Below are 15434 nucleotides of genomic sequence, written 5' to 3' on the forward strand. Positions count from 1 at the left end.
ATGATAGAGATTTGGTATTGGTATTAAACTTATTATAGAAACTCTCTTATAATGTAAGTAGAAAGAACATGCATGTTCCAATACGATTATTGGGGTGGTACAAAGTGGAACAAACACTTGTTATACAAAAGAAGAAGGGCTTTGGATTTTCGCAAGGAATTGGGATTACATTATTAATCGCAATTGCCGCGAAATATTTAGCAGAGCTTCCATTTTTAAATATTATGGGACAATTAGTAATTGCTATTCTAATTGGGATGGTTTGGCGCGCTGCAATTGGAGTTCCTCATGATGCGATTGCAGGAACGAACTTTGCGAGTAAGAAGTTACTGCGCTTTGGGATCATCTTACTTGGAATGCGATTAAATCTTGTTGATATTGCGAAGGCGGGACCGAAAGTATTGGTCATCGCGGCGGTTGTTATTACATTTACTATTTTCGTTGTATACGGACTAACGAAAGTATTTAAAGTAGAAAAGAAACTTGGGATTTTAACAGCATGCGGTACGGCAATTTGCGGCGCGGCCGCGGTCGTGGCAATTGCACCGCAAGTGAAAGCAAAAGATGACGAAACAGCAGTTGGAGCGGCGATCATCGCAATTTTAGGTACAATATTTACGCTTATTTGTACGTTATTATATCCAGTGCTTGGCCTATCTCCATACGGATATGGAGTGTTCTCAGGGGCGACACTGCATGAAATTGCTCACGTAATTGCGGCTGCGGCGCCAGGAGGAAGCACGGCTGTAGACATCGCAGTTATCGTGAAGCTAACGCGCGTTGCAATGCTCGTACCAGTAGCAATTTTAATTGGATTATGGTTTGGAAAGAGTGAAGGAAGCAAGGAAAAAAAATCGTGGCGCGACCTTCCAATTCCGTGGTTCATCTTCGGATTTTTAGCAATGAGTGCAGTGCATTCGCTTGGGATTATTCCAGAAGTTGTTGCGGGATACATTGTTGTCATTGCTTATATGCTAATCGCAATGGCGATGGCGGGGCTCGGTTTAAATGTAGAGTTTAAAACGTTCCGTAAATTAGGAAGCAAAGCATTCGTGGCAGGGCTGATTGGCTCGGTTTGCTTATCGGTTCTTGGATACGTTCTTGTATATGCGTTAGGATTTATGTAGTAGAGGAGAAAGCTGTTCCCGAAGGTATTTGGGGACAGCTTTTTCTTATGATTATAGTAGCGCTACGGATGTCAATATATTTGAAAAATCGCTGATATAAATTGAATTACTCTTGTACTTTGTTAGAGTAGATGTTCAATGAAACATTTTTCTAAAATTTGTAAAGATATCTTTACTTATAACTGGAAAATATTTATAATTTAAGTAAAGATATCTTTACTTTTGAAGGTGGATCCTATGGGTGTGAAAAATAAAATAAAAGAGTTAAGAAAGCAAAATCATATAACGCAAGTTGAAATGGCAAGGGCGATGCAAGTGACGCGGCAGACGATAGTGGCGATTGAAAATCATCATTACAATCCGAGTCTAGAGTTATCTTTAAAAATCGCCAAATATTTTGGAGTGAAGGTGGAGGAAATCTTTACGCTGGAGTAAGGAGAAAGAAAATAAATGATAAGCTTGAGAGATTTCAATTAGAGTAAACGTTTAAATATATAAGGATTGGTTTTGATTTATTAATTAGTATCGCATCAACGAGCGTGTTAGCAACAAGGAATAATAGATAGAAAAAGGGGAACTGGGATGGGATTACCGGTGTTATGTGTCGCTACAGCTATATTTGCGCTTCTTTGGGGAATGCAAAATTTTTCTCGTAATCCAGTGCCGAGTATTTGTATTATGATTGGTACTGTAGGCTTATCGTATTATTTATTATTATTAGCCCATTATCATAAAACGGCAACGAGTGTTGTTGTTGGAGCACTTATTTTATTTTGTGGGCGCGCCATACAAAAGGGGTTATTTCCATAAAAGCTGTTTATACACTTTGTATAAACAGCTTTTTGTATTTTTTTTACAAAACGCTTGAAAGTTACGTAACGTCATCTTTTATAATGAAAGGGAAGAGGTGATGGTAGTGATTTCAATACAAGAATTGACGAGAGAAACAGGGGTTACAGTACGTACACTACGTTATTATGATCAAATAGATTTATTAAAGCCGAGCGGAAAAACAGAGGGTGGACATCGGTTATATAGTGAAAATGACGTTATTCGTTTGCAACAAATTTTATTTTTAAAAGAAATGGGATTTTCATTAAAAGAAGTTGCGAATATGTTAGTAAAAGGTGAGCTGGATTTGAAAAAATCACTTGAAAACCAACTTCGATTTGTACAAGAAGAGCAAAAGAAGTTCAATCGAATGGAGCGTGTTTTACAAGCGGTTGTTTATTCGGTAGATGTAGAGGGAGAACTTGATTGGAAAGTTATGTTTGAACTTATTCAGCTTTCAAAACAGTCTCCTCGTATACGTGAAATATTTCAAAATGAAGTATTTTCAAAGGAAGAACAAAAGTTGCTTCATAATTTGCCAAATATGAGTGAAGAAGATCCGAATGTTTTAGAATGGGTAGATTTATTAAAGCAATTACGTATTTTTATGAAAGAGGGTAAAGAAGCCGCTAATGATGAGGTACAAAGGGTAATGAAGAGATTAATGCAGAAGTGTTTAGAAATGGCTAATGGTGACGAAGCGTTTTTAGATAAGTTATGGGAGGTTAGAAAATCAAAGGAAGATTCACAGAAAATGAGCATGTATCCAATTGAAGAAGAGTTTTTATTATATATGGATGAAGCTTTTCGTATTTATGATGAAAGGGAGAAGGATAAATGAGCATACTCGCAGAATATCGTTGGTATTTTTTAATTGGAGCAGAGATTGTATTTTGGTTATCGGCTATCGGTTTCTTTTTACTCCGTTACGGATTCCGTTTGAAGAAGGCGAGCTTTATTATGGGGATTGTACTCCTCGTAAATGAAGTGTTTATTTTAACATTAGGGGCAGTGGACTATTATCAAACAGGAAAGTTCTCTAATTTTCAAATCATTACTGTAATTATTTTATTGTATGCAGTTTTCTACGGGAAAAAGGATTTGAAGAAGCTTGATATATTTGCGCAAAAGCTAGTTGCGAAATGGCGTAATGAACCGGCGCCTATTATTGAAGAACAGGTAGAATTAACAGGTATGGCCTATGCAAAGCAGGAAATAAAAAATTGGGTATTACATCTTGTTTTATTCGTTGGTGTGCACATATTCTTTTTCTTCGCGTATGGATTTATTCCATTTGAACAATGGGGTAATTGGTTAGAATCGGGAATCGTTTTAAATAAAGCTGCAAGTCGCGTGAGCCAAGTGTGGGCAATTATATTTTTAGTTGATACAGCGATTTCATTTTCATATGTGGTTTTTCCGAAGAAGGAGAAAGGAAAAGAAAAGCTACTTTCATAGTTGAAAGTAGCTTTTGGGTATACAAATAATTTTTATAGGAGAGGATGACAATAGAAAAAAGAACCAGCTTTATATGTCTATTTCTCTTTAGTTTAGTAGCATGTGCACCATCTAACACTACAATTGATAAGAAGAACGATGTCATTGTAAAGGGAGCAGGAACTTCCAATCTAGATAAATTCGAACAGTTCGTTATGAACGTTGATCAAGGGAAAGCTGATAAAATAAGAATTGTACAGTATACCGATGAAGGTGACCCGGTTTTTCAAACGTTAGAGCATAGCGGGAAAGATATACTTTATGTGTTAGATAGTAGACAAGACAAGTTTGCTGGTGACCATAAAGGGTTACATAAAGATAGCTGTAAAAGGATTGTTAAAGAGCAGCGTGAATTAGAAAGTACTTATCGGTTAATAGATTGTATGAATGAAGCTGGGCGCAATGGATATGACTTAGTATATGTACCTCAAAAATAGAATTAGTAGAGGAAGGAAGTATTTACTCCTTCCTTTTTCTATGTGTATATTGTCGAAAACTTTACCGAATATCTGTTCGTTTTTTTAGGTTTTTTATAGGCATTCGTGGTAAAATAATAATACAGATTTTTATGAGGAGGTCGGATTATACTTGGAACATCAATTTGAAATTATATCAGCGTATTCCCCGCAAGGTGATCAGCCGGTAGCTATAGAGAAGCTTGTAGAGGGAATTAATAGTGGAAAGAAAAAGCAAGTGTTGCTTGGAGCGACAGGAACGGGTAAGACATTTACGATTTCAAATGTCATTAAAGAAGTGCAAAAGCCAACACTTGTCATGGCTCACAATAAAACATTAGCAGGACAGTTATATAGTGAGCTAAAAGACTTTTTCCCGAATAATGCAGTTGAATATTTTGTTAGTTACTACGATTATTATCAGCCAGAAGCGTATGTACCACAAACAGATACGTTTATTGAAAAGGACGCGCAGATTAATGATGAAATTGATAAATTGCGTCACTCGGCAACGTCTGCATTATTTGAACGGGACGATGTAATTATCGTTGCGAGTGTATCGTGTATATATGGTTTAGGTTCTCCTGAAGAATACCGCGAGTTAGTTGTGTCACTTCGAGTTGGTATGGAGAAGGACCGCAATCAATTGCTTCGTGAACTTGTTGATGTACAGTATGGACGTAATGATATTGATTTCAAGCGTGGTACATTCCGTGTGCGCGGAGATGTAGTTGAAATCTTCCCAGCATCACTTGATGAGCATTGTATTCGGATTGAATTTTTCGGCGATGAAATTGATCGTATTCGTGAAGTAAATGCGTTAACAGGTGAAGTATTAGCAGAACGTGATCATGTAGCAATCTTCCCAGCATCTCACTTCGTTACACGTGAAGAGAAAATGAAGGTCGCTATTGAAAATATCGAAAAAGAATTAGAAGAGCGTTTAAAGGAATTAAATGATAACGGTAAGTTGCTAGAAGCACAGCGTATAGAGCAACGTACACGTTATGATTTAGAAATGATGCGCGAGATGGGCTTTTGTTCAGGGATTGAAAACTATTCCCGTCATTTAACACTTCGTCCAGCGGGTGCAACACCGTATACATTATTGGACTATTTCCCGGAAGATTTCTTAATTGTTATGGATGAGTCGCACGTATCAGTGCCACAAGTAAGAGCGATGTATAACGGGGACCAAGCACGTAAGCAAGTGCTTGTGGATCATGGATTCCGTCTGCCGTCAGCTTTAGATAATAGACCGCTCATGTTTGATGAGTTTGAGGAGAAAACAAATCAAGTTATTTACGTTTCGGCGACTCCAGGACCGTACGAGTTAGAGCAGTCACCAGAAGTAATAGAACAAATTATTCGTCCAACAGGGCTTTTAGATCCACCAATCGATATACGACCTATTGAAGGGCAAATTGACGATTTATTAGGAGAGATTCAAGATCGTATTGCAAAAAATGAACGTGTATTAATTACGACTTTAACGAAGAAAATGTCAGAGGATTTAACGGACTACTTAAAAGATGTAGGAATTAAAGTGAACTATCTTCACTCTGAAATTAAAACGTTAGAACGTATTGAAATTATCCGCGATCTTCGCCTCGGTAAGTTTGATGTACTGGTCGGTATTAACTTATTACGAGAAGGATTAGATATTCCAGAAGTATCACTTGTAGCGATTTTAGATGCTGATAAGGAAGGGTTCTTACGTTCAGAGCGCTCATTAATTCAAACAATTGGTCGTGCCGCGCGTAATGAAAACGGCCGCGTTATTATGTACGCAGATCGTATAACAAGATCCATGGGAATTGCAATTGAAGAAACGCAGCGTCGTCGTACTATACAAGAAGCCTACAATAAAGAGCATGGTATTACGCCGAAAACGATTCAAAAAGGCGTACGTGATGTAATCCGTGCAACGACAACTGCTGAAGAGACAGAAACATACGAAGCAACTCCTGCTAAGAAAATGACGAAAAAAGAGCGTGAAAAGACAATTGCGAAGATGGAAGCAGAGATGAAAGAAGCAGCAAAAGCGTTAGACTTCGAGCGTGCAGCTGAACTAAGAGATTTACTATTAGAATTAAAAGCGGAAGGGTGAAAAGAGTGAGTAAGAGCAAGGATTTTATCGTTGTAAAAGGTGCTAGAGCACATAACTTAAAAAATATTGATGTAACCATTCCGAGAAATCAGCTTGTCGTTGTAACGGGATTGTCTGGTTCGGGGAAATCATCATTAGCATTTGATACGATTTATGCAGAAGGGCAGCGCAGATACGTAGAATCGTTATCTGCGTATGCGCGCCAGTTTTTAGGACAAATGGATAAGCCGGATGTAGATACGATTGAAGGATTGTCACCAGCGATTTCAATCGATCAAAAAACGACGAGTCGTAATCCACGTTCAACTGTCGGAACGGTAACGGAGATTTATGATTATTTACGTTTATTATTTGCGCGAATTGGTACGCCAATTTGTCCAAATCATGGGATTGAAATTACATCACAAACAGTAGAGCAGATGGTAGACCGTGTTCTTGAATATCCTGAACGTACGAAATTACAAGTGTTAGCTCCTATCGTTTCTGGGCGTAAAGGTGCACATGTGAAAGTACTTGAAGATATTAAGAAGCAAGGATATGTTCGTGTACGTGTTGATGGTGAAATGCTTGATGTGTCTGAAGAGATTACGTTAGATAAAAATAAGAAGCATTCTATTGAAGTTGTAATTGACCGGATTGTTGTAAAAGAAGGAATCGCAAGCCGTCTTGCTGATTCACTTGAAAGTGCATTAAAGCTTGGCGGAGGCCGAGTGTTAATCGATGTAATGGGAGAAGAGGAACTTCTATTTAGTGAACATCATGCTTGTCCGCATTGTGGTTTTTCAATCGGAGAATTAGAGCCGCGTATGTTCTCATTCAACAGTCCGTTTGGAGCATGTCCTTCTTGTGATGGACTTGGTTCAAAGCTAGAGGTAGATTTAGAGCTTGTTATCCCGAACTGGGATTTATCATTAAATGAACATGCGATTGCACCTTGGGAGCCGACAAGTTCACAATACTATCCACAACTTTTACAATCTGTATGTAATCACTACGGCGTTGATATGGATATGCCTGTGAAAGATATACCGAAAGATTTATTTGATAAAGTGTTGTACGGAAGCGGGGAAGAGAAGGTTTATTTCCGCTATGTAAATGAATTCGGTCAAGTAAAGGAAAATGAGATTTTATTTGAAGGTGTTATTCCAAACATTGAACGTCGTTATCGTGAAACGAGTTCTGATTACATTCGTGAGCAAATGGAAAAGTATATGGCAGAACAAGCTTGTCCGAAGTGTAAAGGCGGCCGCTTAAAACCTGAAAGCTTAGCTGTTTTTGTTGGTGATAAAACGATTGCTGACGTAACGAAGTATTCAGTTCAAGAAGTACAAGAATTTTTCTCGAATGTAGAGCTAACGGAGAAGCAACAAAAAATAGCTCATTTAATTTTAAGAGAAATTCAGGAGCGCGTTGGATTCTTAGTGAACGTTGGTTTAGATTATTTAACGCTAAGTCGTGCGGCTGGTACGTTATCAGGTGGTGAGGCGCAGCGTATTCGCTTAGCGACGCAAATTGGTTCTCGTCTAACTGGCGTACTTTATATTCTTGATGAGCCTTCAATTGGTTTACACCAGCGCGATAACGATCGTCTTATTCGTACATTGCAAGAAATGCGCGATTTAGGTAATACATTAATCGTTGTTGAGCATGATGAAGATACGATGATGGCTGCTGATTATTTACTTGATATCGGACCAGGTGCAGGTATTCACGGTGGGCAAGTTGTATCGGCAGGGACACCAGCTGAAGTGATGCAAGATGATAATTCGTTAACAGGAAAATATTTAAGCGGTAAAGAGTTTATTCCAGTTCCACTTGAAAGACGTAAAGGTGACGGACGTAAAGTGGAGATTGTCGGCGCAAAAGAGAATAACTTAAAGAATGCAAAAATGTCATTCCCACTCGGTACGTTTGTAGCGGTAACAGGTGTATCTGGATCAGGTAAAAGTACGATGATTAATGAAGTACTATATAAATCGTTAGCGCAAAAGTTATATAAAGCGAAAGCGAAGCCAGGTATTCATAAAGAGATTAAAGGTCTTGAACATTTAGATAAAGTAATTGATATTGATCAATCGCCAATTGGTCGTACACCACGTTCTAATCCAGCGACGTACACAGGTGTATTCGATGATATTCGTGATGTGTTTGCACAAACGAACGAAGCTAAAGTACGCGGATATCAAAAAGGACGTTTCAGCTTTAACGTAAAAGGTGGCCGTTGTGAAGCGTGCCGTGGTGATGGAATTATTAAAATCGAAATGCATTTCTTACCAGATGTGTATGTTCCGTGTGAAGTCTGTCACGGTAAACGATATAATCGTGAAACGTTAGAAGTGAAATATAAAGATAAGAATATTTCTGAAGTGTTAGGGATGACAATTGAAGATGGAGTAGAATTCTTCGCCAATATTCCTAAAATTAAGCGTAAACTTCAAACGCTTGTAGATGTTGGGCTTGGTTATATGAAATTAGGTCAACCAGCAACAACATTATCTGGTGGGGAAGCACAGCGTGTAAAATTAGCTTCTGAATTACACCGTCGTTCTACAGGGCGTACGTTATATATTTTAGATGAGCCAACGACTGGGTTGCATGCGCATGATATTGCACGTCTTCTAGAAGTGCTGCAACGTCTTGTTGAGAGTGGTGAGACGGTACTTGTAATTGAACATAATTTAGATGTGATTAAAACAGCTGATTATATTGTTGACCTTGGACCAGAAGGCGGGGACAAAGGTGGACAAATTGTCGCTTCGGGAACGCCAGAGCAAGTAGTAAAAGAAGAGCGCTCGTATACTGGTAAGTATTTAAAAGAGATTTTAAATCGTGATAAAGCAAGAATGAAAGAGAAAATAAAAGAAGTAGAGTTATCGCAATAAGTTTATTGATGAAAACCGAGTGGAAATGACGCTCGGTTTTTATTTTACGAGGAAAAACTGGTAAGTATGTTAGTAGGTATACAAGCATGAAAGATAGAATAAGTTGATATAAGTGTTTGTATCATACTTGCGTTTATTATCTATTAGCGTATGATGAAATATATATGTTTAAAAGGATGTGTAACGAAATGAGATGGATTGTATCACTTCTTGTAAATAGCGTTGTGTTAATCGCTGTATCGGGGCTTTTAAAAGGGATTGCACCAGATGCATTTTACGTAGCAAATATACAAACTGCAATTATTGCGAGTATTATATTGGCGGTTTTAAATGTGTTCGTAAAGCCGTTTTTAATTTTAATTACGCTACCAATTACTGTTGTAACTTTCGGCTTCTTCTTAATTGTTATTAATGCGATTACGTTAAAAATAGCAGATTCGTTATTAGGAGATGCTTTTAATATATCAGGATTTGGTGTAGCGATTGTTGCGGCAATTTGTATTTCAATTTTTAATATGATTATTGAGAAGGCAATTGTGGAACCTCTATATGAAAAAAAGAGAAAATGACAAAAAGAAAAACATTTCATTATTCGTATGAAATGTTTTTTTCTATTTATTAGAAACCGTATTTCTTGTTTCCAGAAAAAAATGGTACAATATCCGGTAGAATGGAATTTTACATCAAACGAGACTGAACCCGCAGCGGAGTGGAGGTTTATACATATGCCAAAAGTAAGGACAAAAGATTTAATTGAACAATTTCAATTGGAGTTAATAAGTGGTGAGGAAGGAATTCATCGTCCGATTGATACAAGTGATTTATCACGACCTGGAATTGAAATGGCAGGATTCTTTACATATTATCCAGCTGATCGCGTGCAGCTTCTTGGAAAAACGGAGCTTACGTTCTTTGATACGTTAACAACAGAGCAAAAACAAGAGAGAATGAAAGCGCTTTGTACCGAGGAGACGCCATGTATTATTATAACTCGTAATCAAGATGTACCAGATGAGTTATTACAAGCATCACGTGAATCAGGCATGCCTTTATTACGTTCTTCTCAAACGACAACGAGATTATCAAGTCGTTTAACTAATTATTTAGAAGGTAAGCTAGCACCAACAACTGCTGTTCATGGTGTATTAGTAGATATTTACGGTGTTGGTGTTTTAATTACAGGTCAAAGTGGTGTTGGTAAAAGTGAGACAGCTCTTGAACTTGTGAAGCGTGGTCACCGCCTTGTTGCGGATGATAGTGTAGAAATTCGCCAAGAAGATGAAGACACATTAGTAGGAAGCTCACCAGATTTAATTGAGCATTTATTAGAAATTCGTGGTCTAGGTATCATTAACGTTATGACGTTATTCGGTGCAGGGGCAGTGCGAAATTATAAGCGTATTACACTTGTTATTAATCTTGAAATTTGGGATCAAAAGAAAAACTATGATCGCTTAGGTCTTGATGAAGAGAAGATGAAAATTATTGATACAGAACTTACGAAGATTACACTTCCAGTTCGTCCTGGTCGAAACTTGGCTGTTATTATTGAAGTAGCAGCGATGAACTTCCGTTTAAAGCGTATGGGAGTCAATGCAGCACAGCAGTTCTCAGAACGATTAATGAGTGCGATTGAGTTAGGGAATCAGGAGTAAACATTGGAGAGGGAGGTCATACATATGCTGTTAGGTTCTGTACCGCAGCTTGACCGCGTAGCTGTCCAACTTGGGCCGTTTCCTGTTTATTGGTACGGGATTATTATCGGTACAGGGGTGCTATTAGGTCTTTGGCTAGCAACTCGCGAGGGAGAAAGGCTAGGTATTCCAAAAGATACATTTGTTGACCTTGTATTAATTGCAGTACCGATCGCTATTCTATTTGCGAGAATGTACTATGTTATTTTTGAATGGGAATATTACGCGCAAAACCCGAGTCAAATTATTAATATTCGTCAAGGTGGCTTGGCGATTCATGGTGGTTTAATCGGAGCGGTTATTACAGGGATTCTTTTTGCAAAGCGACGCGGGGTTTCATTCTGGAAGTTGGCGGATATTGCTGCACCAAGTATTTTATTAGGACAAGCAATTGGCCGATGGGGAAACTTTATGAACCAAGAGGCGCATGGTGATGAAGTAACGAGACAGTTTTTAGAAGGTCTTCATTTACCAGATTTCATTATTAATCAAATGTATATTGAGGGTGTGTACTATCATCCGACGTTTTTATATGAATCATTATGGAATTTTGCAGGTGTAATTTTACTACTTGCATTAAGAAAAGTGAATTTACGCCGCGGGGAATTATTCTTCACATATTTAATTTGGTATTCAGTAGGACGCTTCTTCGTAGAAGGCTTACGTACAGATAGTTTAATGCTAGGACCACTTCGTATTGCACAAGTAATGTCAATTGGACTTGTTGTTATTTCTATTATTTTCATTATTGTGAGACGAAAAATGGGGCAAGCTGATAAAAGATATTCGGAAAATTAGAGAAAAGTAGCATCTTATTATAAGATGCTGCTTCTTTCATATTCAGGAAGGCGAAAGGACTAAGGCAATGAGAATAAATACAGTGTTATTTGATTTAGATGGAACTTTAATTAATACAAACGAACTTATTATTTCTTCTTTTTTACATACTTTAAATACGTATTATCCAAATCAATATAAGCGTGAAGATGTGTTGCCATTTATCGGTCCATCTTTGCATGATACTTTCAGTAAGATTGATGAAAGTAAGGTTGAAGAGATGATTACAAGTTATCGCGAATTTAACCATGATCATCATGATGAATTAGTAGAAGAATATGAAACTGTATATGAAACAGTTCGAGAGTTGAAGAAGCAAGGTTATAAAGTTGGTATTGTTACAACGAAAGCGAGACAAACCGTTGAGATGGGATTACAGTTGTCAAAGCTTGATGAATTTTTTGATGTTGTCGTGACAATTGATGATGTAGAGCATGTGAAACCACATCCAGAGCCACTTCAAAAAGCGCTTGAATTATTAGATGCAAAACCAGAAGAGGCATTGATGGTTGGAGATAATCATCATGATATTGTCGGTGGTCAAAATGCGGGGACGAAAACAGCTGCGGTTTCATGGACGTTGAAAGGTAGAGCGTATTTAGAAGCTTACAAGCCGGACTTTATGCTAGATAAAATGAGCGATTTGCTACCGATTTTGTCTAATATGAACCGTTCATAAAGGTCCAAGTAAGTTAGTAGAGGAGCGAGCTAAGTGCGACGGACAACGCGCTATCCTGTTTCAGGAGAAAATTCATTATGGAATGTGTATAAAACAGTGTCTTTTTGGAAGGTAATGAAAAACTTTATTATTATCCAAATTGCGCGTTACACGCCAGTTTTATCTGTGAAGAATTGGTTGTACCGCACTTTTTTACGGATGAAAGTAGGAAAGAAAACATCATTTGCGCTTATGGTAATGCCGGATATTATGTTCCCGGAAAAGATAACTGTGGGAGAGAATTCGATTATTGGCTATAACACAACGCTTTTAGCACATGAATATTTAATTCGTGAATATCGACTTGGGGAAATCGTCATTGGAAATGAAGTGATGATTGGAGCGAATGTAACAATATTACCAGGTGTGAAAATTGGAGACGGTGCGATTGTCTCAGCTGGCACACTTGTTCATAGAGATGTACCGAGCGGTGCTTTCGTAGGTGGAAATCCAATGCGTATTATTTATACGAAAGAGCAAATGACCGCAAGAGAAGGTTCATGGTGAAAATGTAACATTTCTCCTCTTTTTTTATGAATAAAAAGGAAATAATTGAGTATAATATACTGTTTTGTTTTTTACGGAATCGTTTATACTTATAGATAGAAGAATGTGTGAGCGAAGAAAACAAAAAACTGGAGGATATATGGGGAAAAATCAAAGGATATATAAGGAGAACGGACAAGTTATCTCTTTTAATCAATTAGCGGACTTCTTTTATAAAAAAGGGATGAGAGCTTACAAAGGGCAAAAATTGCAAGATGCAATTAAATATTTTCGAAGAGCGGCACAAAGTGAGAAGGAGCCGTTTATTTTATGTCAATTAGCAACAGTATTATCTGAGGCTGGTGAATATCAAGAGTCGAACCAAATCTTCTTAAAGTTAGTTAGATCTAATCCAGAACTTGAACAGTGCTATTATTTTATTGCAAATAATTATGCATATATGGGGTTATTTCAACAGGCGAAGAAATATGCAGATCGTTATTTAGAAGTTGCAAAAGAGAAGGAATTCGTAGAAGATACATTAGAACTTCTTGAGATTATGGAAGAAGAAGCAATGGGTGCGGAAGAGATTGAAGATGAAGATGATTTAATTGTTATGCAGGAAGAAGCGAATCGTTATATTCGTAATGGACAATTGGAAGAAGCAATTGCTACATTAGAAATTGTTACGAAAGATTATCCGGAATTTTGGTCAGGTCATAATAATTTAGCCATTGCACATTTTCAATCGGGTAATGTAGACAAAGCACTGAAGTTAACAGAAATGATTTTAGAGAAAAATCCTGGTAATATACATGCGCTTTGTAATACGCTTATTTTTCTATATTCAATTGGAGAGCATAAACAAGTAGAAGCGTTAGCGGGACAGCTAGTTTCGGTATATCCGATTTCATTTGAACATCGTTTGAAACTGGGAACTACACTTGCAACAATTGGTTATTTCGAGCATGCATATAAATGGTTCAAACTATTAAAGCGTCAAGGATACGAAGGAGACGTTAGTTTTTATTATTGGTTTGCATATTCTGCGTATATGGTGAAAGATCAGCAACTAGCTGAAAAAATGTGGCAACATGTCGTGGAATTGCATCCTGATAAAAAGGGAAAAGAACCGTGGAATGCGCTGAATTTAGCAGATGAAGGACAAAACGTGTTATTTGAAGAATTACGAAAATCATTTCAGCAAAGTGCGACGCTAGAAGAACAAATGCTAGCTTTATATTTAATGAATGAATTGTCAACGCCGGAGAAGGTTGGATTCTTCTTTGATATAACGCAAGCGAAGAACGGTGTTCCCATCGTATCGCAACTTGCAAAGTACTTCTTTTTAATTAATAGTCATAAGAGTATTCCAGCTGATTTACAACAATTTGAGCAGTGCGCGAGAATCGCGGATGCCTTATACAATTATACGAAAAAAGATGATGAATTAATTGAAGAGTGTTTACACTTTTGGTTTTGTACGTTCATACGTTTATATACATCTGGAGACATATTTACAAATGTGTACGGCTGGTCAGCTGCGATTGAATACATTGTACGCGGCGAACAAGGAAATAAAATGACGCAGTCGGAGCTTGGAGATGTATATAATGTATCTGTAGCGACTGTCCGAAAGTATGTGCAAGCTGTTAAGCGTACGCACACATAAGATAAGCAAATCATTGGGAAAAAAATGATGCTAACAGTATAATGAGGGTAACTTAATTGTGTAGGAATGGATAGGAGTGAATAGTGTGTCAGAAGAAAAAATTTATGATGTCGTTATTATTGGTGCAGGACCAGCTGGTATGACAGCTGCAGTATATACATCTCGTGCAAATTTAAGCACATTAATGCTTGAGCGTGGTATTCCAGGTGGCCAAATGGCAAACACGGAAGATGTAGAAAACTACCCAGGTTATGAGTCTATTTTAGGACCAGACTTATCAAATAAAATGTTCGAGCATGCGAAGAAATTTGGTGCTGAATATGCATACGGTGATGTGAAAGAAGTCATCGATGGTAAAGAATACAAAACAATTATTGCTGGTAAAAAAGAATATAAAGCACGTGCAATTATCGTTGCAAGCGGTGCAGAGTATAAAAAAATTGGTGTACCGGGTGAAACAGAACTTGGCGGCCGTGGTGTATCATATTGTGCAGTATGTGATGGGGCATTCTTTAAAGGAAAAGAACTTATCGTAATTGGCGGTGGAGATTCTGCTGTTGAAGAGGGTGTGTTCTTAACACGCTTCGCATCAAAAGTAACGATCGTTCACCGTCGTGACACGCTTCGTGCACAGAAAATTTTACAAGACCGTGCTTTCCAAAACGAAAAAGTAGATTTCATTTGGAACCACACTATAAAAGAAATCAACGAAGCAAGTGGTAAAGTAGGAAGTGTAACACTTGTAGACGTAAACAGTGGAGAAGAGAAAGAAGTCAAGACTGACGGCGTATTCGTATACATCGGTATGTTACCATTATCAAAACCATTTGTTGAACTAGGTATTACAAATGAAAATGGTTACCTTGAAACGAACGAACGTATGGAAACGAAAATTCCTGGTATTTTCGCAGCTGGTGATGTTCGTGAAAAAATGCTTCGTCAAATTGTAACTGCAACAGGTGACGGTAGTATTGCAGCACAAAGTGCACAACATTACGTAGAAGAATTATTAGAGGAATTAAAAACTGTATCAGAAAAATAAGGGATAACATACCTTGTGAGAAGAAAGCTACCGACAGGAGCTTTCTTCTTTTTTTGTGTGAAAATGTCAAAGTATTGTCAAAA

General features: G+C 37.6%; 15 protein-coding genes. All 15 read left to right on the forward strand.

All coding sequences use genetic code 11. From position 1 onward, the window contains the following. Window positions 1–104: 104 nt before the first annotated feature. The 15 genes from ACS2FK_RS10780 (at window position 105) to trxB (ending at window position 15351) form a co-directional block, all read left to right on the forward strand. Entirely contained in the window at window positions 105–1127 is a 1023-nt protein-coding gene (locus tag ACS2FK_RS10780) for a YeiH family protein (protein WP_063549033.1), read from the forward strand. Window positions 1128–1364: 237 nt separating this feature from the next. Further along, complete coding sequence (locus tag ACS2FK_RS10785) at window positions 1365–1562, forward strand: helix-turn-helix transcriptional regulator (protein ID WP_063549031.1); 198 nt, start codon at window positions 1365–1367, stop codon at window positions 1560–1562. 147 nt (window positions 1563–1709) lie between these two features. Beyond that, window positions 1710–1937 (forward strand): hypothetical protein, encoded by a 228-nt coding sequence (locus tag ACS2FK_RS10790; protein ID WP_000524131.1) that lies wholly within the window; start codon window positions 1710–1712, stop codon window positions 1935–1937. 100 nt (window positions 1938–2037) lie between these two features. Further along, window positions 2038–2799, forward strand: coding sequence for a MerR family transcriptional regulator (locus ACS2FK_RS10795; RefSeq protein ID WP_063549029.1), 762 nt, complete (start codon window positions 2038–2040; stop codon window positions 2797–2799). Continuing rightward, complete coding sequence (locus tag ACS2FK_RS10800; RefSeq protein WP_000025200.1) at window positions 2796–3416, forward strand: hypothetical protein; 621 nt, start codon at window positions 2796–2798, stop codon at window positions 3414–3416. The genes ACS2FK_RS10795 and ACS2FK_RS10800 overlap by 4 nt, the downstream gene beginning before the upstream one ends. Window positions 3417–3460: 44 nt before the next feature. Continuing rightward, the gene (locus ACS2FK_RS10805) at window positions 3461–3892 is read left to right on the forward strand and encodes a DUF4362 domain-containing protein (protein WP_063549027.1); all 432 of its coding nucleotides are present in this window, start codon (window positions 3461–3463) and stop codon (window positions 3890–3892) included. A gap of 151 nt (window positions 3893–4043) precedes the next feature. Next, window positions 4044–6020: an excinuclease ABC subunit B gene (uvrB, locus tag ACS2FK_RS10810; protein ID WP_000400989.1), complete on the forward strand. Its 1977-nt coding sequence runs from the start codon at window positions 4044–4046 to the stop codon at window positions 6018–6020. A 5-nt stretch (window positions 6021–6025) separates the two neighbouring features. After that, on the forward strand, window positions 6026–8902 hold the full coding sequence (gene uvrA / locus ACS2FK_RS10815; protein ID WP_063549025.1) for an excinuclease ABC subunit UvrA: 2877 nt from the start codon (window positions 6026–6028) through the stop codon (window positions 8900–8902). 188 nt (window positions 8903–9090) lie between these two features. Beyond that, window positions 9091–9471 (forward strand): phage holin family protein, encoded by a 381-nt coding sequence (locus ACS2FK_RS10820; RefSeq protein ID WP_001267308.1) that lies wholly within the window; start codon window positions 9091–9093, stop codon window positions 9469–9471. Window positions 9472–9627: 156 nt separating this feature from the next. Further along, on the forward strand, window positions 9628–10557 hold the full coding sequence (gene hprK / locus ACS2FK_RS10825) for an HPr(Ser) kinase/phosphatase (protein WP_001127251.1): 930 nt from the start codon (window positions 9628–9630) through the stop codon (window positions 10555–10557). Between the two features lie 24 nt (window positions 10558–10581). Further along, window positions 10582–11394: a prolipoprotein diacylglyceryl transferase gene (gene lgt, locus ACS2FK_RS10830; RefSeq protein ID WP_000924240.1), complete on the forward strand. Its 813-nt coding sequence runs from the start codon at window positions 10582–10584 to the stop codon at window positions 11392–11394. A 67-nt stretch (window positions 11395–11461) separates the two neighbouring features. Further along, window positions 11462–12112, forward strand: coding sequence for a pyrophosphatase PpaX (ppaX, locus tag ACS2FK_RS10835; RefSeq protein WP_001222403.1), 651 nt, complete (start codon window positions 11462–11464; stop codon window positions 12110–12112). Between the two features lie 33 nt (window positions 12113–12145). Continuing rightward, window positions 12146–12658 (forward strand): acyltransferase, encoded by a 513-nt coding sequence (locus ACS2FK_RS10840; protein ID WP_001255077.1) that lies wholly within the window; start codon window positions 12146–12148, stop codon window positions 12656–12658. A 139-nt stretch (window positions 12659–12797) separates the two neighbouring features. Further along, window positions 12798–14309 (forward strand): tetratricopeptide repeat protein, encoded by a 1512-nt coding sequence (locus tag ACS2FK_RS10845; RefSeq protein ID WP_063549023.1) that lies wholly within the window; start codon window positions 12798–12800, stop codon window positions 14307–14309. An 85-nt stretch (window positions 14310–14394) separates the two neighbouring features. Then, the gene (gene trxB, locus ACS2FK_RS10850) at window positions 14395–15351 is read left to right on the forward strand and encodes a thioredoxin-disulfide reductase (protein ID WP_001288078.1); all 957 of its coding nucleotides are present in this window, start codon (window positions 14395–14397) and stop codon (window positions 15349–15351) included. The last annotated feature ends 83 nt before the right edge of the window (window positions 15352–15434 follow it).

Origin of the sequence: Bacillus cereus group sp. BceL220, assembly GCF_051776965.1 — a bacterium.
GTDB classification, from domain to species: domain Bacteria; phylum Bacillota; class Bacilli; order Bacillales; family Bacillaceae_G; genus Bacillus_A; species Bacillus_A cereus.